Below are 21,372 nucleotides of genomic sequence, written 5' to 3'. Positions count from 1 at the left end.
CTCGTTTCATATCATTTGAAACGAGTTTTTTTTTGGTCCAAATTTCCAAAATAATAAAACCGCAATTTTTTAATATCAAAATCATCGATTTGGCAATTTAACGTGTGCGAATTAGCAATCTGATAATTCCAGTATTTCTCGGTAAAACTATACCGTTTTCGGACTGTTTTTATTATATTTGCTCCGCTCATTTTGAGCCGACTATATCATTCACATCGCCATTCTTTGACGACACGATTATAAAAAAAAAAAATGACACAGAATTCAAAAATTTTTTACACCTTAACTGATGAGGCGCCGTTATTAGCGACTTACTCTTTATTACCTATTGTTCAAGCTTTTACTTCCACAGCTGGTATTGCTATTGAAACTAGAGATATCTCGTTAGCAGGAAGAATTTTATCTAATTTCCCTGAGTCTTTAACAGATGCTCAAAAAACAGGTGACGCTTTGGCTGAATTGGGTCAATTAGCTACAAAGCCAGAAGCTAATATTATCAAGTTACCAAACGTTTCTGCATCTGTACCACAATTAAAAGCTGCTATTGCTGAATTGCAATCACATGGTTATAACATCCCTAATTTCCCAGAAGATCCACAAAACGATGCTGAAAAGGAAATTAAAGCAAAATATGCAAAAGTATTAGGTTCTGCAGTAAACCCAGTTTTACGTGAAGGAAACTCTGATCGTAGAGCTCCAAGAGCCGTTAAAAACTTTGCAAAAGCAAATCCGCACTCAATGGGCGCTTGGTCTGCTGACTCAAAAACTAAGGTAGCTTCTATGCCTAATGGTGACTTTTACGGAAGTGAAAAATCACTTACGGTTACTGAAGCTAATGATGTAAAAATTGAATTTGTTGCTAAAGATGGTTCTACAACTGTTCTTAAAGCAAGTACTCCTTTAAAAGCTGGTGAAATTATCGACAGCTCTGTAATGCATTTAAAAGCTTTAAAAAGTTTTGTTGCCGAAGCAATTGCTGAAGCTAAAGCTGCTGGAGTTTTACTTTCTGTGCACTTAAAAGCTACAATGATGAAAGTTTCAGATCCAATTATCTTTGGCGCTATCGTTGAAGTTTATTTTGCAGATCTTTTCAAAAAATACGAAACTTTATTCAAAGAATTAAACATTGACACCAGAAATGGTTTAGGTGATATCTATGCAAAAATTGCAGGAAAACCTGAGCAGGCTGAAGTTGAAGCTGCAATCAATGCCGCTATCGAAAACGGACCAGCTCTTGCAATGGTAAATTCTGATAAAGGAATTACAAACTTACACGTTCCTTCTGACGTAATTGTAGACGCATCTATGCCTGCAATGATTCGTACTTCTGGACAGATGTACAACAAAGAAGGAAAACAACAAGATACAATCGCCATTATTCCAGATCGTTCTTATGCTGGAATTTATACTGCAACTATCGATTTCTGTAAAAAACACGGTGCTTTTGATCCTAAAACAATGGGAAGTGTTCCTAACGTTGGATTAATGGCTCAAAAAGCAGAAGAATACGGATCTCACGATAAAACTTTCCAATTGAAAGAAGAAGGTGTTGTTCGCGTTGTTGATGCAAATGGAACTGTGTTAATGGAGCAAAACGTTGAAGCAAATGATATTTTCAGAATGTGTCAGGCAAAAGACGCTCCTATTCAAGACTGGGTTAAACTAGCCGTAAACAGAGCTCGCTTATCAAGTACTCCTGCTGTTTTCTGGTTAGACGAAAACAGAGCGCATGACAGAGAATTGATTGCAAAAGTTCAAAAATACCTTAAAGATTACGATACTACAAACCTAGATATTCGCATTTTAAACCCAGTTGCTGCAACTGAATTTACTTTGGATAGAATCATCAAAGGTTTAGATACTATCTCTGTAACTGGAAACGTTTTACGTGACTATTTAACAGATTTATTCCCAATTTTAGAATTAGGAACTTCTGCAAAAATGTTATCTATTGTTCCTTTAATGAACGGTGGCGGATTGTTTGAAACTGGTGCTGGAGGATCTGCTCCTAAACACGTTGAGCAATTTACAGAAGAAGGATATTTACGTTGGGATTCATTAGGAGAGTTTTTAGCTCTTGGTGCTTCTTTAGAGCATTTAGGACAAACTTTAAACAATTCTAAAGCAATTGTTTTAGCTGAAACTCTTGACGAAGCAAATGATAAATTCTTAGCAAACGATAAATCTCCAGCTCGTAAAGTTGGACAAATCGACAACCGTGGTTCTCACTTTTATCTTGCATTCTATTGGGCTCAGGCTTTGGCTGCTCAAAATAAAGATGCAGAATTAAAAGCTATCTTTACTCCAATTGCTGCTGAATTTGAAGCTAATGAAGCTAAAATTGATGCTGAATTAATTGGTGCACAAGGAAAACCTCAGACTCTTGGCGGATACTATCAGCCAACGCCTGAATTGGTAAGCAAAGCAATGCGTCCTAGTGAAACATTCAATGCAATTATTGCTAAAATAAAATAATTCAGCCGCACTGTTGTGCGTCTCTATAACAAATACAGAAAGGACAACTCGCAAGGTTGTCCTTTTTTTATTCTTAACTAATGTTTAACAAAATTCAGTCTGCTATATTTAGTAAGAATTATTAACTATGTAGTTCAAAACCAAAGCAATGATTACAAAAAAGATTAGTTTACTTCTTATCCTTATTTTTACCACATTTGCTTCTTTTTCTCAGGAAAAATTTACCCTCAGCGGAACCATAAAAGATTCTAAAAACAACGAAAGTTTAATTGGTGTAAACGTTTACATTCCTGCTTTAAAAATTGGAACCACAACAAACGAATATGGTTTTTATTCCCTTACAGTTCCTAGCGGCGAACATGAAATTGAAATTAGTTATTTAGGTTACCAAACTATTCATAAAACCATTATTTTAGATCAAAACACTAAAAATAACTTCTCTATCAGCGAAAGTGGTCAAGAACTTCAAGAAGTTATTATTAAAGATAATAAAGGCAAAATAAATATTAAGTCGCCAGAAATGAGTGTCAACAAACTCTCTATTTCTACCATTAAAAAAATGCCTGTAGTATTAGGTGAAGTCGACGTTATTAAATCCATTTTACTGCTTCCCGGAGTAACTAATGCAGGCGAAGGCGCATCTGGATTTAATGTGCGAGGCGGCGGCGCTGATCAAAATTTAATTTTATTAGATGAAGCTACTATATTTAACTCTTCACATGTATTTGGTTTTTTCTCTGTTTTTAATCCAGATGCAATCAAAGATTTAAAATTGTATAAAGGAGGAATCCCTGCCAGATTTGGCGGCCGTGCCTCTTCAGTTTTAGATATTTATCAAAAGGACGGAAGCAGTAAAAATTTTCACATGAATGGAGGAATTGGTTTAATATCAAGCCGATTACTTTTAGAAGGTCCAATTGTAAAAGACAAAGGTTCTTTTTTAATTGGCGGAAGAGCTTCATATGCTCATTTATTCTTAAAACTATCCGAAGAAAACAAAGACAACTCTGCTTATTTCTATGATCTAAATGCGAAATTCAGTTATAAATTAAACGATAACAACAGCTTATATTTATCTGGTTATTTTGGAAGAGACGTTTTCAGCCTTAATAAAAACTTTACGAATACTTACGGAAACTCTACTTTAAATCTTCGTTGGAATCACTTGTATTCTAATAAACTATTCTCAAATTTATCCTTGATATACAGTGATTATTATTATGGTCTTGATCTGGATTTTGTTGGTTTCAAATGGGATTCAGGTATCAAAAACTATAATATTAAATACGATTTCAAGAACTACATTTCGGATAAATTCAAACTAAATTATGGCTTAAACGGGATTTATTATGATTTTAATCCCGGAACTATTAAACCAAGCAATACTACATCTGGAATAAATCCAGATCAACTGGATCGAAAATATGCATTTGAACCATCAATTTATTTAGATGCCGAAAATCAGCTTTCTAAAAAAATAACGCTGGCATTTGGATTACGCTACAGTTTGTTTTATCGTTTAGGTGCATCGACCATTAATTATTATGACAATAATAATCCTGTCCTTTTTAACACGGATATGCAGATTTACGAAAAAGCAACTCCATCTTCTACAAAATATTTTGGTTCTAATAAAGTCATTCAGAATTACAACAACTTAGAACCAAGATTCTCTATCTCTTATCAATTAAATGACGATCAAGCAATAAAAGCAAGTTACAATCGCATGGCGCAATATCTTCAGTTAATTTCGAATACCTCATCTCCTACTCCGCTGGATGTCTGGATGCCTAGTGATAATTATATTAAACCGCAGCTTGCTGATCAAGTCGCTTTGGGGTATTTTAGAAATATTAATAACGGTGTTTATTCTCTTGAAGTTGAAACCTATTATAAGAAAATCAAAAATAGACTAGATTATATTGATGGCGCTGATTTAATTGCAAATGACGCGATTGAGCAAGTAATTTTAAACGGACAAATGCGTGCATATGGCTTAGAAATTATGATGAAGAAAAATGAAGGTAAATTTAATGGATGGATTTCTTATACATTATCTAAGTCAGAACAACAAACACCGGGAAGAACTCCTGAAGAAACAGGCATCAATAACGGACAGTGGTACAGTTCTGCTTATGACAAAACACATAATTTAGCCGTAACATCAGCTTACAATTTAAACGATAAATGGTCATTTGGCGCTAATTTCATTTTACAATCCGGACAACCTGTAACTTACCCAAACGGTCAATATGAATATTTAGGAATTACAGTTCCAAGTTATGGGCTTCGAAATAAAGATCGCTTACCTGCTTATCATCATTTAGATATTTCGGCCACTTTAACACCAAGAAAAAACAAAGACAGAAATTGGAAAGCCGAATGGGTTTTTAGTATATACAATCTCTACAATCGCCAAAATGCAGCATCAATCAACTTTAGGCAAAACCTAGATACAGGAGTAAATGAAGCTGTACGATTGTCAATCTTTGGTATGGTGCCTGCTGTTAGCTATAATTTTAAATTTTAAAGAAATTTCAGTTCTGTAGAGAAACAAAAAGATATGTTATGAAAAAAATTATTTTATTAATCGTATTATTTACATCTGCACTTTTTACAAGTTGTGAAGAAGTTGTAGAGGTAGATCTTGATACAGCGCCTCCAAAATTAGTAATTGAAGCCTCTATAAACTGGCAAAAAGGCACAACGGGAAAACAGCAGGCAATAAAACTAACTACAACTACGGGCTATTTTGAAAATAAGGTACCAATAGTTTCTGGAGCTGTTGTTTATATTAAAAACAGTAAAAACAAACGATTTAATTTTACTGAAGTCCCAAAAACAGGTCGATATATTTGTAATGATTTTGAACCAAAAATTGAAGAAACCTATACATTAACCATTATTAGCAGCGGAAGCACTTACACCGCAAGTGAAACTCTAAAATCTGTAGCGCCAATAACTAGAATTGAACAGAATAATAAAGGCGGTATTACAGGAACTGATATAGAAATAAGAGCCTTTTATAACGATCCAGCAAATGAGGATAATTTTTACTTATATAAATACGAGTATTCAAAAAAAGTAACCTCTACTTATTATGTTGCCGAAGATAAATTCTATCAAGGCAATGAATACTTTAGTAAATCAGATGATGAAGATATTGAAGTAGGCAATGAGATTCAAGTAACACATTTGGGCATCTCAAAACAATATTACAATTACATGAGCATTTTAGTAAGCATTGCGGGAAGTAATGCTGGAGGTCCATTTCAATCACCGCCTGCAACTGTAAGAGGAAACATTATCAACACAACAGATAAGACAAATTATCCGTTAGGGTATTTTGCACTCAGCGAAACTGATTCAAAAAAATATAAAATTGAACTAAATGATAAAAATGGAAGCACAAATTAAAATCGCAACCGAAAAAAAACTCATTGGAAAACGAATCAATATGTCATTTATTGAAAATCGAACGTTTCAATTATGGAGCAGCTTTATGCCAAAACGCCGTGAAATTAAAAATTCAATTGACTCTAATTTATATTCTTTAGAAGTTTTTTCACCAAACCATTTTGACAATTTTGATCCCAATAAGAGTTTTCAAAAATGGGCAGCAGTAGCCGTTACTAATTTTGACGTAATTCCGTCAGAAATGGAAACACTTGTAATTCCAACTGGTTTATATGCCGTTTTTATTCATTATGGTCCGGCATCTGAAGGACATAAAACCTACCATTCTATTTTTGCAGAATGGCTTCCAAAATCAGAATATACTGTTGATGACAGGCCTCATTTTGCAGTAATGGATCATAAATACAAAAAAGACGATCCAAACTCTGAAGAGGAAATCTGGATACCGATAAGAAATAGAGACTAATTTTCAACTAAAAAAATATGCTGATAGAAACATTAAAATCACTATTCAATCGGGATTTGAACAAATTAAAAGTCGAAATAGAATCATACCAAAATGAAAATCAACTTTGGGCAATCGACAAAAATATTTCAAACTCTGGTGGAAATCTCTGCCTTCATTTAATTGGCAACATCAACACTTATATTGGTGCCGAAATAGGAAAAACAGGATATGTTAGAAATCGTCCATTAGAATTTTCTCTAAAAGATATTCCTAAATCCGAATTAATTGGTAAAATCGAGGAAACCATTATCGTGGTAAACAATACTCTTGATCTTTTATCCGAAGAAGATTTAAACACTATTTATCCGCAGATTGTTTTTGAAAAAGAAATGACTACAGGATTCTTTTTCGTTCATCTTTCTACACATTTAGCCTATCATCTTGGACAAATTAATTATCACAGACGATTATTGGATTTATAATTGTAGATTTTAGAGTGTTGCTTTTAAATTGTTCGAAAATCTTTTTTCAAAAAAAACTAAAATCTAAAATCAGAAATCTAAAATTGTAAACAGTACCTTTGCGTCACATTCAAAAAAAATAACATGTCATCACACCATATAGTTCGCGACGATCAGGAACCCGCTTTAATAATTGCAAACGGCGCCGCCTGCAATCCTGAATTATTAGGTCAATTATTAGAATGGTCTCCGCTTGTTATTGTATTAGATTCAGCCATTGAACGCGTTATAGATTTAGGCATTAAAATCGATGTCCTTTTAGGTGATTTTGATCGTGGTTTTGATCCCGAAGTATATAAAACTTCACAATATCCTATCGAAATCGTTCACACGCCAGATCAAAATAAAACTGATTTAGAGAAAGCTTTTGATTATTTAATAGAAAGAAAAATTCCTGCCGTAAATGTAGTTTGGGCTACCGGAAGACGCGCAGATCATACGATTACCAATCTTACCAATATTGTTCGTTACCGCACTTTACTTAAAATTGTGATTCTCGACGATCATTCAAAAATATTTTTACTGCCAACAAAATTCGAAAAATGGTATACTGCCAAAACACCTATTTCGTTAATTCCAATTGGAGTTGTAAATGGCATTTTTTCCAAAAATCTAAAGTACGAATTGCAGGACGATACGCTTACAATGGGTTACAGAACAGGAAGCAGTAATTCTGTAGAACAAGATGGACTCGTAACTATAACGCATCGTGAAGGTGATTTACTTTTAATGGAGTGTTTTGATTAGAAACATTTAAAAATAAAAAGTCCCAGCGGGACGCAATATTTATAGATCAAAATCTCTTGTTCTAATTAAAGCCCCAGCGGGGTGACACACAAAACCTATGTCACTCCGCTGGAGCTTTTGTTTTAATTATAAATTAATTGGCTATAAATATTACGCTCCTCTGGAGCATTCTTTAAAGGAAGGAATACCTATCTTTGCACAGAAATCAATAAAAATGAAAGCAGAAAACAATTCTCAAAAAGACAATTTACATCATAGAAATATTCATCGCTCACGCTATGATTTTGAATTGCTTATTTCAAATTGTCCTGAATTAAAAACTTTTATTTCTATTAATAAATATGGTATTGAAACTATTGATTTTAGCAATCCGCTTGCTGTAAAAACGCTAAACAAAGCTTTACTTCAAACCTATTACGAAATTCAAAACTGGGATATTCCTAAAAATTATCTTTGCCCTCCAATTCCAGGCAGAGCCGATTATATTCACTATATAGCCGATTTATTGGCAGAAACGAATAATGGTCAAATTCCCGAAGGTAATTCTGTTTTAGGATTAGATATCGGAACGGGTGCAAATTTAATCTATCCGATATTAGGAAATTCCATTTACAATTGGAGTTTTGTCGCAACAGATATTTATAAAACTTCAATCGAAAACTGCAGTAAAATTATCGAAGCAAACCCAAAATTAATTGATGCAATTAGTTTACAACAGCAGACAGAATCTCGATTTATTTTTAAAAACATAATTATTCCCGAAGATCGTTTTACATTTACTATGTGTAATCCACCTTTTCACGCATCGGCAGAAGAAGCGAATAAAAGCACTTCTAGAAAAGTATCTAATTTAAATCCGAAGGAAAAGAAAAACACAAATCCAGTATTAAATTTTGGCGGTCAAAATGCTGAATTATGGTGTAATGGCGGCGAAATTGGTTTTGTAACTCAAATGATTTACGAAAGTGTAAAATATGCTTCGCAAGTTTTATGGTTCACAACATTAGTTTCTAAAAAAGAAAATCTACCCTCTATTTACAAAACCCTGAAAAAAGTAAATGCAGTTTCGGTAAAAACCATCGAAATGTCGCAAGGGCAAAAAAACAGCCGTATCGTGGCTTGGAGTTTTTTGAGTAAACCCGAGCAGCAAAAGTGGACGCTTTAAAATATTGATTTTCAACTTCAAAACCTTGATTTTATAATTTGCTTTTGGTAAGTTTACTATAAACTATTCAATATCAAAATCATGGCAGATTATATTGGTTACCTAGCATCATTTTTTATTGTAGGAGGTTTTTTATTGAAAGACCTCAAAAAAATACGTCTAATTAATTTTTTCGGATGCATGTGTTTTGTGATATACGGTATCTTTTTAAAAGATTACAGAGACGTTAGTCAATGGCTTCTCCCTGTTATTATTCCCAACGGAATTTTAGCATTGGTACAAGTCTATCACTTAACTGTGCAAAAAAACGAACCTTAGAATTATGATATTTTAAAACAAAATTCTGATACAGAAACGCTTTTCTAGAATTGTATCTTTAGCTAAATTGAATTTTATTGCAATGCAAAAATTATACTTCAGATTAGTCCTAATATTATTAGTAATCACAAGCTGCTCGTCAATTAAAGAAGCAAAATTTAATGATTATATATTCGAAACCAAAAGCGAAAAAAAGACGTATTTAAATGCGTACGACAAAGCATTAAAACTTTGGGATATTCCTTATACCGAAGAAAATGTAAAGACAAGTTTTGGAACGGCACATGTAAATATCGCGGGACCAAAAAATGCAAAAAGTTTGGTTTTACTTCACGGAATGGACGCAACCTCAACCATGTGGTATCCTAACATTAAGGCTTTAGCAAAAAATCATAGAATTTATGCGATCGATTTTTTGATGGAACCCGGAAAATCAATTTTAACAACAAAACCGCTTTCTTCAAAAGAAATTGTGATTTGGTACAATGAAATTTTCAGTTTCTATAAATTAAAACAATTCGATATTATTGGAGCATCAAGAGGCGGCTGGATTGCAGCATTATTAGCTTCTGAAAAAACAAATTCTATTGATAAAATAGTTCTACTAAGTCCCGCACAGACTTTTAAATTCATAGATAAAGTCAGAAAAACAAGTTCTGCATTGCTGTTGAAGCTTTTCCCAAGTGAAAAAAAATTCAATAAAACACTAGAAACATTCTCAACGCATCCCGAAAACATAAACCCTATTTACAAAAGGCAGTTTTATTTGGCAAACAAATATGCAAAATCAAATTCCAGTATGCTTAAAATGCGTCCGTTTTCAGATGAAGAATTACAATCAATTACAAATCCAGTATTAGTATTAATTGGAGATCATGACGTTATTAACTCTGAAGAAAGTCTAACAAGAGCTCAAAAATTTTTAATAAACTGCAAAACTCAAACTATTAAAGATGCGGGGCATTTTTTAACCATTGACCAAGCGAAAATTACAAATGACGCTGTCATTAAATTTTTAGAATAGAATTCAAACTTTGTATCTTTACAAAACTAATCTTCATCCACAAAAAATGAATTTCCAAGTAACTTCAGAATATAGTCCAAAAGGAGATCAACCTCAAGCAATTCAAAAATTGTCGCAAGGTATAGTCGACGGCGAAAAATATCAAACTTTATTAGGAGTTACAGGATCTGGTAAAACATTTACAGTAGCCAATGTTATTCAAGAAGTACAGCGTCCAACGTTGGTTTTAGCGCATAATAAAACTTTGGCGGCACAATTATATTCAGAGTTCAAACAATTTTTTCCAAATAATGCGGTTGAGTATTTCGTTTCTTATTACGACTATTATCAGCCTGAGGCTTTTATGCCAGTTACAGGGGTTTTTATTGAAAAAGATTTATCTATCAATGAAGAACTCGAAAAAATGCGTTTAAGCACTACTTCTTCTTTACTTTCAGGAAGACGTGATGTTTTAGTTGTAGCTTCAGTTTCTTGCTTGTATGGTATTGGAAATCCTGTAGAATTTCAAAAAAACGTAATCGAAATAACTCGAGATCAAGTTATTTCGAGAACTAAATTACTGCATAGTCTTGTACAGAGTTTATACGCTAGAACCGAAGCCGATTTTAATCCGGGAACTTTTAGAATTAAAGGGGATACTGTTGAAGTTTATCCCAGTTATGCTGATGATGCGTATCGAATTCACTTTTTTGGAGATGAAATTGAAGAAATCGAAGCTTTTGATCCCAAAACTTCACAGGTTATTGAAAAATTTAAAAGATTAACGATCTATCCCGCCAATATGTTTGTGACTTCTCCTGAAGTTTTGCAAGGAGCAATCTGGGAAATTCAACAAGATTTGGTAAAACAAGTTGATTATTTCAAAGAAATAGGCAAACATTTAGAAGCCAAACGTCTTGAAGAACGAACCAATTTTGATTTAGAAATGATTCGAGAATTGGGATACTGTTCTGGAATTGAAAATTATTCGCGTTATCTTGACGGACGTGAAGCCGGAACAAGACCTTTCTGTTTATTAGACTATTTTCCAAGTGATTATTTAATGGTTGTTGATGAAAGCCACGTAACGGTTTCGCAAGTTCACGCCATGTACGGAGGCGACCGCAGCCGAAAAGAAAATTTGGTTGAATATGGTTTTAGACTTCCTGCCGCAATGGACAACAGACCTTTGAAATTTGAAGAATTTGAAGCTATGCAGAATCAGGTTATTTACGTTTCGGCAACTCCTGCAGATTATGAATTGCAAAAATCTGATGGAATTTATGTAGAGCAAATTATTCGTCCGACAGGATTATTAGATCCGATTATTGAAGTAAGACCAAGTTTAAATCAGATCGATGATTTGATCGAAGAAATACAAGTTCGATGTGAACTTGATGAAAGAGTTTTGGTAACTACCTTGACGAAAAGAATGGCCGAAGAATTAGCCAAATATTTAACTAAAGTAAACATTCGATGCCGTTACATTCATTCTGATGTTGATACTTTAGAACGAATCGAAATCATGCAGGATTTACGAAAAGGTATTTTTGATGTCTTAATCGGAGTCAACCTGCTTCGTGAAGGTTTAGATTTACCCGAAGTTTCTCTTGTTGCCATTCTTGATGCTGATAAAGAAGGTTTTTTACGTAACCATAGATCTTTAACACAGACTATTGGGCGCGCAGCCAGAAACTTAAATGGAAAAGCGATTATGTATGCTGATAAAATTACCGCAAGCATGCAAAGAACAATAGACGAAACTAATTATCGAAGAACTAAACAGATTAACTACAATACAGAGCACGGTATTACACCTCAGGCACTAAACAAAAAAATAGACAGCGCTTTTACAAAAAATCCTTTGGTAGAATACGAATTAGGACATACGTTACCTGCTGCTGCTGAACCTGAAACGGCTTATTTATCTAAATCTGAGTTAGAAAAAATGATTCGAGAAAAAAGAAAATCAATGGAAAAAGCAGCAAAAGAGTTAGACTTTATGCAAGCTGCCAAACTGCGTGACGATATTAAAAAACTACAAGATCAATTAGCTTAAAAAAAACACAATACACTAATTATCAATTATTTAAAATAATTTCATACATTTACTCGTCCATAATCTATCTGGAATTTTTTCTTACTTCAAAACTAGATAAATTATGAATACTAAATTTATTCTTACTACTGCAGCACTTTGCGGCGTAGTAGTATCAAATTTCGGGCAGATTAAACCACAGCCCGCCCCAGAAAAAATCGTCGTAGATGAATATTTCGGTGAAAAGATAGAAGATCCCTATCGCTATCTTGAAAATCTAAATGATCCCAATGTGGTTACTTGGATGAAAGCTAATGCTGATTATGCACGGGCAAAACTAAATGAAGTACCAGAACGTCAAAATCTCTTTAAAAAACTTAAAGAGCTTGATGCAAGAAAAGAAAGCACTATCTCTGATTTACAAATTACAGAAAACGATCATTATTTCTATTTAAAACGAAATGCCAACGAGGAAAATGGTAAACTATATCAGAGAATTGGCTACAAAGGAACAGAAAAACTGCTTTTTGATCCAGAAACTTATAAAAAAATAACGGGAGTAAATTACAATATAAGCTCTATAACGCCTAATGAAAAAGGAGATAAAGTAGCCGTAGAAATTGCTCCAAGCGGTTCTGAAAGTGCTGAATTACTTATTGTAAGCAGCAATGGAAAAGTTTATCCTGAAGTATTCGACAGATGCTGGTTCAGTACCCCTTCCTGGATGCCTGACGGAAATTCATTTACATACGGAAGGTTAAACTCTGCAAATGTTACCGATCCAAACAGATTATTAAACTCTAAAGTGTATTATCATAAATTAGGTGAAGACCCAAATAAAGATGTAGAATTTTTGTCGAGTGCAACTAATCCAGAACTTAATATAGGAGCTGAAGAATTTCCCTTGAATCTCTATCATAAAAATTCAAATAAAAACTATGGCTTGGTTCTTACTGTAGACAATCGAATTAAGTTGTACGATACTGATTTAAAAGACAATTTCAAACCCACAAAATGGACCAATTTAGTTGACAAAAAAGATGAAGTAACGAATTACAATGTTGATAAAGAGTTTATTTATTACTTGACTTATAAAAATGCTTCTAATTATAAAATTATCAAAGTTCCCATTTCAGACCCAAACATAGAAAAAGCAGAAACAGTTATTCCCGAGCCAAAAAATGGAAATATTACCAATTTTACACTTACAAAAGATGGTTTATATTATTCCCTTACTGAAAATGGTGTGCAGGCAAAAGTATTTTTCTTAGCAAAAGGAAAAAAGGAACCTATCGAATTAAAATTGCCTTTTCAAGCAGGTTCAGCTTCATTTTTAACTGTAAATGAAAATAAAAGCGATATTTGGATAACACTATCAGGCTGGACTTCTCCCACAAAACGCTATTTGTATAATCCATTATCAAATACATTTACTTTTCAGCCCATGACAAAACCTATTGAATATCCAGAATTCAAAGATATAGTCTCTAAAGAAATCATGGTTCCCTCCCATGATGGCACTTTGGTTCCTGTTTCGATCATTTATAATAAAAACACGAAACTAAATGGAGATAATCCAGTTCTAATGGTAGGATATGGCGCTTATGGAATCTCTATGGAACCACGATTTAGTGCCGGTTTTGCATTACCTTATTGCACTTATGGAGGCATTTATGTTGTTGCACATGTTAGAGGCGGCGGAGAATTAGGAGAAGCTTGGCATAAAGCAGGTTTTAAAACGACTAAACCTAATACATGGAAAGATTTAATTGCGGTTACTGAATATTTAATTAAAGAAAAATATTCTTCGCCTAAAAGAATCGCTATTTGGAGCGCAAGTGCAGGCGGTATATTAATTGGAAGAGCAATTACAGAACGACCTGATCTGTTTGCCGCTGCCATTCCCGAAGTAGGCGCATTTAATACAATCCGCTCAGAACTATCACCAAATGGTCCGGGCAATATTCCTGAATTTGGAACTGTAAAAGACAAAACAGAATTCAAAGCGCTGCTAGAAATGGATTCGTTTCATCATATTAAAAAAGGAACTGCATATCCAGCAACATTAATAACGGCAGGAATGAATGATCCGCGTGTAATTGCTTGGGAACCGGCAAAATTTGCAGCTTCACTTCAAAATGCAAATACTTCCAGTAATCCTATACTTTTTTTAACGGACTTTGAATCCGGTCACGGAATGGGCGACAGTGCAACAAAAAGCATAGAAAAAAATAGTGACTTAATCAGTTTTGCCTACACTCATACTGGACATCCTAAATTTCAGCCTTCAAAAAAAATAAAACCGTAATAAAACAAGAATTTAAAACGGTATATTTTATTCCTTTTTCTTGACCTAATTGTGTTGTTCCTGAAATACTTTGAGCAGTACTTTTGGGTCAATTAAAGCATTTGGTGCTTTTTCCATAAGATCCAAAACACGTTTTACAGCGCCCGGATTTAATCCCATTTCAATTGCAATCTGCTGAATTGCTTTTGCTTCTTTTTCATGCAAAATGCCGTCACAGTGCATAATCAGCGCCAATCTGTAAAATTGTTGAATACGCTGAAATTCAGATTTAATTACTTTAGCAGTATATTCTTGATGAAATAAATCCTGAAAAAGAGCACGATCAACATTCAGTTCCTGCGCAACCAGCCACAAAAATTCCAGCTCGCGTTTATGCAATTGACCATCAACTGTCGAGAAAGCAATCATTTCTAAAAGTAAACTTCTCTTTTCTTCTTCGGTATTCATCAAATTTGTTATTTTTAGCTAAAATATTATATTTAAATCTAAAACACAAAAGAACTGATGATTAGAGGGGTTTTCTTTTTTATTTTTCTCTGTTTTGCAATTGGAAATGCTCAAGAAAGCACCGCTTCAAAAAACGTATCAACTTTTACAATTGAAGCTCCTCAACTCAAAACCACCAAAAAAATCTGGATTTATTTACCCGAAGGTTATTTGGCTTCAGCCAAAAAATACAGCGTTATTTATATGCATGATGCTCAGAATTTATTTGATGCTAAAACTTCTTATTCCGGCGAATGGAATGTCGATGAAAAATTAGACAGTCTTAAAGCTCCAGTAATCGTAGTTGGAATTGAACATGGCAATGAAAAACGCATTGATGAATTAACGCCATACAAAAATGAAAAATACGGCGGCGGAAAAGCAGACGATTATCTTGATTTTATTGTAAAAACTTTAAAACCTTACATCGACACACATTATAGAACCAAAACCAAAGCAAAAAACACTGCCATAATGGGAAGTTCACTTGGCGGTTTAGTTTCTTATTATGCTATTCTTAAATATCCTGAAGTTTTTGGCAAGGCGGGTGTTTTTTCCCCGTCATTTTGGTTTTCAAATGATATTTATACTTTAACGGAACAGACGCCAAAAAATAAAACGCAAATTTATTTTCTCTGCGGAGATAAAGAGAGCGACGATATGGTAAGCGATTTAAATAAAATGGAACGTTTAGTGGACAAAAACCGCTGCTATTGCCTACATCTTACTAAAACAAAGATTGTACAAGGCGGCGAACACAAGGAAAAACTATGGCGAGACGGCTTTACAAAAGCGGTTCTTTGGCTTGGTTATTGAGCAAAATACAGACAAAAAAACAGCATCAAATATGAAACTAATTTTAAAAGAATATAACCTAAAGCTAAAACATACTTTTACTATTTCGAGAGAATCAATTGATTTTCAGCCTTCGTTAATCGTTGAGCTGCAAAGCGATGGTTTTTCGGGTTTTGGAGAAGCTACTTCAAACCCATATTACAAAACCACAGTTCCAATGATGATGGAAGATTTAGAAAAAATCAGAACCATTATTGAAAGTACTGAAAATGAAACTCCCGAAGTATTTTGGTCAAAAATTCATCCGTATTTAAAAGATGATATGTTTGCACTTTGCGCTTTAGACTTGGCTTATAATGATTTGTATGCACGCAAAAAAGGCAAAAAATTATATGAGTTATGGAACTACACCATCGAAAGAAATCCAATGACAGATTATACAATCGGGATTGCTTCTATTGAAAAAATGGTTTCAAAAATGCAGGAACTACCGTGGCCGATCTATAAAATTAAATTGGGAACTAAAGAAGATATTGCAATTGTAAAAGAGCTTCGTAAACACACAAACGCCGTTTTTAGAATTGATGCAAATTGCGGCTGGGGAGTAGAAGAAACGATCAACAATGCTATAGAACTAAAAAAACTAGGTGTAGAATTTTTAGAACAGCCTATGAAAGCAGACAATTGGGAAGCACATAGAGAAGTTTTCAAACATTCTGTTTTACCTATTATTGCTGACGAAAGTTGTATTATTGAAGAAGACGTTGCTAAATGTTTTAATCATTTTCACGGTGTAAATGTAAAATTGGTAAAATGCGGCGGATTAACTCCAGGAAAACGTATGATTGAAGAAGCTAAAAAACTAGGATTGAGAACTATGGTGGGCTGTATGACCGAATCTACTGTGGGTATTTCTGCAATCGCTCATTTATTGCCTCAACTTGATTATGTGGATATGGATGGAGCACTGCTTTTAGCGGAAGATATTGCAACTGGCGTAACTATAAAAGATGGTGTTGTAAGTTATTCTAATCTAAACGGAACTGGTGTTACACTGTTGTAAAAAATGAAAGTCGAAAAATTTCCCGATCGAGTTATTGAAATTGACCAAGAACAGTTTTTGTATTTTGGCGGAACTGCTTATTTAGGACTTCCAACCAATAAAGCTTTTCAGAATCTGGTCGTTAAAAACATTTTAAACTGGGGAACTACTTATGGCAGTTCAAGAACCGCAAACATCAAATTAAAGGCTTATGATGAAGGCGAAACCTTTTTAGCTTCACATATTGGTTCAGAAAGTGCTGTTACTGTTTCTTCTGGAATGCTGGCGGGAAAATTGGTTATAGATTTAATAAAGAAGCAAACTGACTGTTTTTTTCATTTGAATGATACACATAATGCAATCCGAATCGAAAGTAGCATTCCGTTATTTGTAAATAATCAATTAAACGAACGTTTATTAGATTCAAAGCGGGAGAAAATAGCGATTCTTACTGATGGAGTTCCTTCGTTTGAAACAAAACCTGTTGATTTGTCTTTCTTAAAGCAAATTCCAAATCATAAAGAAATTACATTGCTTATTGACGAATCTCATTCATTGGGAATTGTCGGTAAAAATGGTTCTGGAATTTATTCTTCAATTGACTTTTCTATTAAAAGAAAAATAATGGTTTCGTCTTTAGGAAAAGCATTTGGATTAACTGGCGGTGTTATTGCATCTGATTTAAAATTTATCAATGAAATAAAGGAGTTAGAAACTTTTACCAGCGCAGCTGGAATGAACCCTGCATTTGTGCAAACACTTTCAGATGCGGCAGAAATCTACACTTTGCAACACAAAAAACTCTTAGACAATTTAGAATATATCGATTCGATTTTAATCAAAAACAACAATATTCTATTTGATAAAAACTATCCTTTGATTTATCTTTTATCAAATGAATTAGTAGAAAAACTAAAACAAGAAAAAATAATTATCGCCAGTTTTAAATACACCAAAGAAGCAGAACCATTAAATCGCATAGTAATTACCGCAAACCATTTAAAAGAAGATTTAGATAAGTTAGTTCAGGTCTTAAATCATAAATAAAAAAGTTTGCCGCGAATTACACAAATTTTCACGAATTAAAATTTTAAATAAATTAGTGGAAATTTGTGTAATTCGCAGCGAAAAAAAATACTCTAAATCTTTGCTTTTAAAACGTACCTTTGTAAAAAATAAACGATGACAAATAACGATATACTTAAAAAACTTCGCGTGGCTTTGATGCTCCGTGATGACCAAATAGTTGAAATTTTAGAATTAGTAGATTTTAGAATTTCAAAATCAGAATTAGGTGCTTTTTTTAGAGCCGAAGATCATCCAAACTATATGGAATGCGGCGATCAGGTTTTGCGTAATTTCTTAAACGGATTGGTAATTCATTTGAGAGGAACTAAAGAAAATCCGAAAAACCCAACAGATGTTTTAGCAAAACATAAATCTGAAATTCCAAAGAAAGAAACTTCTAAAGAAAGACCAGAATTTAAAGCTTCTCCAAAAGATTCAGAAAAATATAGAGGTGATCAAAGTTCATCAAAGTCAGGTTCATCAGCTGGAAAACCTAAAAAGAAAGCATTTCCTAAAGGAAATGGAAAACCATCTGTTGTAGAAAAAGTGGTTTTCAAAAACGGCAATAAGAAAAAATCGTAATTGAGAATTTAACCGCAAAGCACGCAAAGTTTTTACTTAAAAAATCGCGTGCTTTGCGGTTAAAAATCTATATCTTATTCTCTTCTATTTTATCAAAAAAAGCATCTTTAAAAGTAGCACCAATTGGCAATTCTTTTCCGTTTACAAAAACAGAAAAATTATCAGTAGATTCAATATGCTGTAAAGAAATCGCATGCGATTTATGAATCTGAATAAAATCATTTTCAGGAAGTGATTCTATTACATTTTTTAATGACGAATGTGTAATAATCTGCTGTTTCGAAGTATGAATACAAACGTAATTCTGCAGACTTTCTACATACAAAATATCGTTTAGAAAAATCTTCTGGAATTTATTCTTTCCATCTGTTTTGATGAATAGAAAATCGGGAGTATTATTCTGACTTGAAACAATCGTTTTTGATTCCGAATTCAGCTTTGAAACTGCTTGATAAAAACGTTCAAACGAAATGGGTTTTAATAAATAATCAACCGCGTTCAATTCAAAACCTTCCAAGGCAAAATCAGGATATGCCGTTGTAAAAATAACTTTAATATCTTTTGAAATAATTTTAGAAATCTGTAAACCTGTTAATTGCGGCATTTGAATATCTAAAAAAATAACATCAACTGCTTGTGTATTTATAAATTCTAAAGCCTTTAATGAATCATTAAAAACTCCCGTTTTTTCAAGAAAATTAACTTTACCAATATAATTCTCCAGAATACGAGTTGCCGGCGGTTCATCGTCAACAATAATACATTTAAAAGCCATAAATTATTTTTTTAGTGGTATTTTTAAGTAAGTTTTAAAGGTATTATTTTCTTCTGTTTTTTCAAGTACAAATTTACCTTTATACATATACTCTAATCTTTTGGTTAAGTTATCAAAACCAATTCCTGTCGAAGAATAATTCTCGCCTTCAACAATATAATTAAATGTTGAAATCTCTAAAAAATCCTCTTTTATTTTAATCAAAATAACTGCTTTTTCCTGTTCACTATTAAATTTTCCGTGTTTAAAAACATTCTCTACAAAATGAATCAAAGCTGATGAAAGAATTCTTTCATTCGAATAATTTCCTTCAATAGAAAAATCCAGATACAATTGATCTTCAAATCGTTTTTTCTGTAAATGAATATAATTCTGAATAAATTGAACTTCTTTTGAAAGTACTGCCTCATCTTTATCAGTTTCAGTAATAACATAGCGCAGTAAATCGGAAAGCACTAAAACATCCGAGGCCATTTCATCATCTTTTAAAACCAACTGACTGTAAAAAGAATTCAGCGTATTAAACAAAAAATGAGGACTCACCTGAGCTTTCAACATTTGAAATTGAGCTTTTTTATTCTCTAAAAGTAATTCTTGATTTTGCTGCTGTGCACTCTGAAACTGCCAAAACAAATAACTCAGCGCGCTAAAAATAACAGCAGGTAATCCAAAAAAGAAATTATCACGAATATAAAAACTCCATTCTAAATCGCCAACATGATAGTTATGCACTCCAATAATATTAAACATAATTACTTCCTGAAAAACATATCTGACTCCAGCAAAAAGGGTTAACGAAAATGGAATGCTTAAAAAATAAAAATGAATTTTCTTTCGATTCAAAAACCAATCACAAACCGTATAAAAATTGACTATATAAACTACAAAAACAGAAAGAAAAAAAGTCGATGTAATCCAAAAGTAAAGCTTGGTTCGCTCGACCATTATTATTTTATTGTTAATTCCATAATCCCAAAGACAGTAGGTTAAAAACAATCCAAGAAAAAGGATAATGTGGTAGTAAAAAGGAATTTTAAGTTTCATAAATATCAGTTATAAGTTCAAAAATACAATTATGACTTTAAATCTAAATGGTATTTATATGAAACCCCATTTTTTTAATGATGAACCATGAAAAATAGTATACCAACATTTTGAAAACAAAATATCGACAGTTGGTCAAGTGAAACTAAGTGTTCATCAAAACCGAAAAAAAAGCCTAGAATCTGCCCCTACATTTGCAATGAATTTAAACACAAAATCATCATGAAAAAAATCATCTTATTACTAGCCCTTATTACATTTAACCTATCATCTGCTCAAACAAAAAAGAAACAAATCTTGTTAATTGGAACTTTTCATTTTGCAAATCCAGGAAATGATGTTGCCAAAATAAAGACATTTAATGTTATGTCTGAAAAAAGTCAAAAAGAGCTTGAAACCATGAGCGACAAAATCAAGAAATTTGGCCCAGACAAAATTTTTGTTGAATGGAGATTCACCAAACAAGCTGAATTAGATAAGTTTTACAATAAAAACACTGATAGTCTTTTCAAAAAAGATGCAAACGAAATTACGCAATTGGCACTTCGCACGGCGAAAAAACTAAATCACAAAAAATTATACGCAATTGATTATCGCACTCCTTTTCCTTACGATAGTTTAATGATGAGTATGGAAAAAGCGGATCAAAAGGATTTGATGGAGAAGACTAAAAACATGATGGCACAATATCAGAACGAACAAAATGAGAGAATTTCAAAAAGCACTTTAACAGAACTTATGCTTTATTTCAATGAAAAAGAAACGGACAAAGATAACTTACAATGGTACTTAGAAGTAGCAAACAGAACTGGAAAACCAGATGATTTTACAGGCGCCTCTTTAGTGACAAATTGGTACAAACGAAACTTATACATGTATTCTTTAATCCAAAAGCTAACTGAAAGCAAAGATGATAAAATAATGGTTCTAGTTGGCGGCGGCCATGCTGCGATGTTTAGACAGCTTATTGAAAATGATCCAACGTTTGAACTTGTAGACTTATCGACTGTTTTGAAATAAACTGAGTGATTTAACCGCAAACACGCAAAGATTTTTTAAATATAATACTCTTCATAAACGTAAAGTTCGCAAAGCTTATCATATAGCTTTGCGAACTTTGCGTTTGTATTCACAATCCTT

18 protein-coding genes are annotated in these 21,372 nt (G+C 33.1%); 15 read left to right on the top strand and 3 right to left on the bottom strand.

Going from position 1 to position 21,372, the window contains the following annotated elements:
- Positions 1–252: 252 nt before the first annotated feature.
- From BOW57_RS11150 to BOW57_RS11100, 10 genes are all read left to right on the top strand, one after another.
- The gene (locus BOW57_RS11150) at positions 253–2,475 is read left to right on the top strand and encodes an NADP-dependent isocitrate dehydrogenase (protein WP_089054640.1); all 2,223 of its coding nucleotides are present in this window, start codon (positions 253–255) and stop codon (positions 2,473–2,475) included.
- Positions 2,476–2,623: 148 nt separating this feature from the next.
- A complete protein-coding gene (locus BOW57_RS11145) occupies positions 2,624–5,005 on the top strand; it encodes a TonB-dependent receptor (protein WP_129054283.1) in 2,382 nt (793 codons plus the stop codon).
- Positions 5,006–5,043: 38 nt separating this feature from the next.
- A complete protein-coding gene (locus tag BOW57_RS11140) occupies positions 5,044–5,892 on the top strand; it encodes a DUF4249 domain-containing protein (RefSeq protein ID WP_129054281.1) in 849 nt (282 codons plus the stop codon).
- Positions 5,876–6,358, top strand: coding sequence for a GyrI-like domain-containing protein (locus BOW57_RS11135; protein WP_089054652.1), 483 nt, complete (start codon positions 5,876–5,878; stop codon positions 6,356–6,358). Before BOW57_RS11140 ends, BOW57_RS11135 begins: the two co-directional genes overlap by 17 nt.
- Positions 6,359–6,375: 17 nt before the next feature.
- Positions 6,376–6,822, top strand: coding sequence for a DinB family protein (locus BOW57_RS11130; protein WP_129054279.1), 447 nt, complete (start codon positions 6,376–6,378; stop codon positions 6,820–6,822).
- A gap of 123 nt (positions 6,823–6,945) precedes the next feature.
- On the top strand, positions 6,946–7,608 hold the full coding sequence (locus BOW57_RS11125) for a thiamine diphosphokinase (protein WP_129054277.1): 663 nt from the start codon (positions 6,946–6,948) through the stop codon (positions 7,606–7,608).
- Positions 7,609–7,822: 214 nt separating this feature from the next.
- On the top strand, positions 7,823–8,773 hold the full coding sequence (gene rlmF, locus BOW57_RS11120) for a 23S rRNA (adenine(1618)-N(6))-methyltransferase RlmF (protein ID WP_129054275.1): 951 nt from the start codon (positions 7,823–7,825) through the stop codon (positions 8,771–8,773).
- A 400-nt stretch (positions 8,774–9,173) separates the two neighbouring features.
- Positions 9,174–10,115 carry an alpha/beta fold hydrolase gene (locus BOW57_RS11110; RefSeq protein WP_129054273.1) on the top strand — a complete coding sequence of 314 codons (942 nt, stop codon included), beginning with the start codon at positions 9,174–9,176 and terminating at the stop codon, positions 10,113–10,115.
- 46 nt (positions 10,116–10,161) lie between these two features.
- Positions 10,162–12,153 carry an excinuclease ABC subunit UvrB gene (gene uvrB / locus BOW57_RS11105; RefSeq protein ID WP_129054271.1) on the top strand — a complete coding sequence of 664 codons (1,992 nt, stop codon included), beginning with the start codon at positions 10,162–10,164 and terminating at the stop codon, positions 12,151–12,153.
- A 103-nt stretch (positions 12,154–12,256) separates the two neighbouring features.
- On the top strand, positions 12,257–14,440 hold the full coding sequence (locus tag BOW57_RS11100; RefSeq protein WP_129054269.1) for a prolyl oligopeptidase family serine peptidase: 2,184 nt from the start codon (positions 12,257–12,259) through the stop codon (positions 14,438–14,440).
- A gap of 45 nt (positions 14,441–14,485) precedes the next feature.
- Here the strand turns inward: BOW57_RS11100 and BOW57_RS11095 are convergent, their stop codons facing one another.
- Entirely contained in the window at positions 14,486–14,887 is a 402-nt protein-coding gene (locus tag BOW57_RS11095) for an excinuclease ABC subunit B (RefSeq protein ID WP_089054632.1), read from the bottom strand.
- 57 nt (positions 14,888–14,944) lie between these two features.
- Here BOW57_RS11095 and BOW57_RS11090 point away from each other — a divergent pair, with 57 nt between their 5' ends.
- The 4 genes from BOW57_RS11090 to BOW57_RS11075 all read left to right on the top strand — a co-directional run bounded on the left by BOW57_RS11090 (position 14,945) and on the right by BOW57_RS11075 (position 18,413).
- A complete protein-coding gene (locus tag BOW57_RS11090; protein WP_129054267.1) occupies positions 14,945–15,742 on the top strand; it encodes an alpha/beta hydrolase in 798 nt (265 codons plus the stop codon).
- Between the two features lie 31 nt (positions 15,743–15,773).
- Complete coding sequence (locus BOW57_RS11085; protein WP_129054265.1) at positions 15,774–16,784, top strand: dipeptide epimerase; 1,011 nt, start codon at positions 15,774–15,776, stop codon at positions 16,782–16,784.
- 3 nt (positions 16,785–16,787) lie between these two features.
- Positions 16,788–17,810 carry an aminotransferase class I/II-fold pyridoxal phosphate-dependent enzyme gene (locus tag BOW57_RS11080; RefSeq protein ID WP_129054263.1) on the top strand — a complete coding sequence of 341 codons (1,023 nt, stop codon included), beginning with the start codon at positions 16,788–16,790 and terminating at the stop codon, positions 17,808–17,810.
- 135 nt (positions 17,811–17,945) lie between these two features.
- Entirely contained in the window at positions 17,946–18,413 is a 468-nt protein-coding gene (locus BOW57_RS11075; protein ID WP_129054261.1) for a DUF1456 family protein, read from the top strand.
- Positions 18,414–18,480: 67 nt separating this feature from the next.
- Here the strand turns inward: BOW57_RS11075 and BOW57_RS11070 are convergent, their stop codons facing one another.
- Together BOW57_RS11070 and BOW57_RS11065 are read right to left on the bottom strand one after the other, a co-directional pair.
- On the bottom strand, positions 18,481–19,188 hold the full coding sequence (locus BOW57_RS11070; RefSeq protein WP_129054259.1) for a LytTR family DNA-binding domain-containing protein: 708 nt from the start codon (positions 19,186–19,188) through the stop codon (positions 18,481–18,483).
- 3 nt (positions 19,189–19,191) lie between these two features.
- Entirely contained in the window at positions 19,192–20,232 is a 1,041-nt protein-coding gene (locus BOW57_RS11065; RefSeq protein ID WP_129054257.1) for a sensor histidine kinase, read from the bottom strand.
- Between the two features lie 222 nt (positions 20,233–20,454).
- Between BOW57_RS11065 and BOW57_RS11060 the strand changes: the two genes are divergently transcribed.
- Entirely contained in the window at positions 20,455–21,252 is a 798-nt protein-coding gene (locus tag BOW57_RS11060; RefSeq protein WP_129054255.1) for a DUF5694 domain-containing protein, read from the top strand.
- Positions 21,253–21,372: the final 120 nt, after the last annotated feature.

This window comes from Flavobacterium sp. YO64 (assembly GCF_004119505.1).
In the GTDB taxonomy this organism is placed as follows: Bacteria; Bacteroidota; Bacteroidia; order Flavobacteriales; family Flavobacteriaceae; genus Flavobacterium; species Flavobacterium oncorhynchi.
The sequence above is the reverse complement of the archived record's forward strand: the minus strand, read 5'-3'. Positions and strand labels throughout refer to the sequence as shown.

What these genes read in the sequence shown, in the direction of transcription:
- BOW57_RS11100 (WP_129054269.1), top strand. Translation starts at nt 12,257, where the DNA reads ATGAATACTAAATTTATTCTTACTACTGCAGCACTTTGCGGCGTAGTA.
- BOW57_RS11085 (WP_129054265.1), top strand. Translation starts at nt 15,774, where the DNA reads ATGAAACTAATTTTAAAAGAATATAACCTAAAGCTAAAACATACTTTT.
- BOW57_RS11075 (WP_129054261.1), top strand. Translation starts at nt 17,946, where the DNA reads ATGACAAATAACGATATACTTAAAAAACTTCGCGTGGCTTTGATGCTC.
- rlmF (WP_129054275.1), top strand. Translation starts at nt 7,823, where the DNA reads ATGAAAGCAGAAAACAATTCTCAAAAAGACAATTTACATCATAGAAAT.
- uvrB (WP_129054271.1), top strand. Translation starts at nt 10,162, where the DNA reads ATGAATTTCCAAGTAACTTCAGAATATAGTCCAAAAGGAGATCAACCT.
- BOW57_RS11130 (WP_129054279.1), top strand. Translation starts at nt 6,376, where the DNA reads ATGCTGATAGAAACATTAAAATCACTATTCAATCGGGATTTGAACAAA.
- BOW57_RS11125 (WP_129054277.1), top strand. Translation starts at nt 6,946, where the DNA reads ATGTCATCACACCATATAGTTCGCGACGATCAGGAACCCGCTTTAATA.
- BOW57_RS11110 (WP_129054273.1), top strand. Translation starts at nt 9,174, where the DNA reads ATGCAAAAATTATACTTCAGATTAGTCCTAATATTATTAGTAATCACA.
- BOW57_RS11080 (WP_129054263.1), top strand. Translation starts at nt 16,788, where the DNA reads ATGAAAGTCGAAAAATTTCCCGATCGAGTTATTGAAATTGACCAAGAA.
- BOW57_RS11140 (WP_129054281.1), top strand. Translation starts at nt 5,044, where the DNA reads ATGAAAAAAATTATTTTATTAATCGTATTATTTACATCTGCACTTTTT.
- BOW57_RS11090 (WP_129054267.1), top strand. Translation starts at nt 14,945, where the DNA reads ATGATTAGAGGGGTTTTCTTTTTTATTTTTCTCTGTTTTGCAATTGGA.
- BOW57_RS11095 (WP_089054632.1), bottom strand. Translation starts at nt 14,887, where the DNA reads ATGAATACCGAAGAAGAAAAGAGAAGTTTACTTTTAGAAATGATTGCT.
- BOW57_RS11150 (WP_089054640.1), top strand. Translation starts at nt 253, where the DNA reads ATGACACAGAATTCAAAAATTTTTTACACCTTAACTGATGAGGCGCCG.
- BOW57_RS11145 (WP_129054283.1), top strand. Translation starts at nt 2,624, where the DNA reads ATGATTACAAAAAAGATTAGTTTACTTCTTATCCTTATTTTTACCACA.
- BOW57_RS11135 (WP_089054652.1), top strand. Translation starts at nt 5,876, where the DNA reads ATGGAAGCACAAATTAAAATCGCAACCGAAAAAAAACTCATTGGAAAA.
- BOW57_RS11065 (WP_129054257.1), bottom strand. Translation starts at nt 20,232, where the DNA reads ATGAAACTTAAAATTCCTTTTTACTACCACATTATCCTTTTTCTTGGA.
- BOW57_RS11060 (WP_129054255.1), top strand. Translation starts at nt 20,455, where the DNA reads ATGAAAAAAATCATCTTATTACTAGCCCTTATTACATTTAACCTATCA.
- BOW57_RS11070 (WP_129054259.1), bottom strand. Translation starts at nt 19,188, where the DNA reads ATGGCTTTTAAATGTATTATTGTTGACGATGAACCGCCGGCAACTCGT.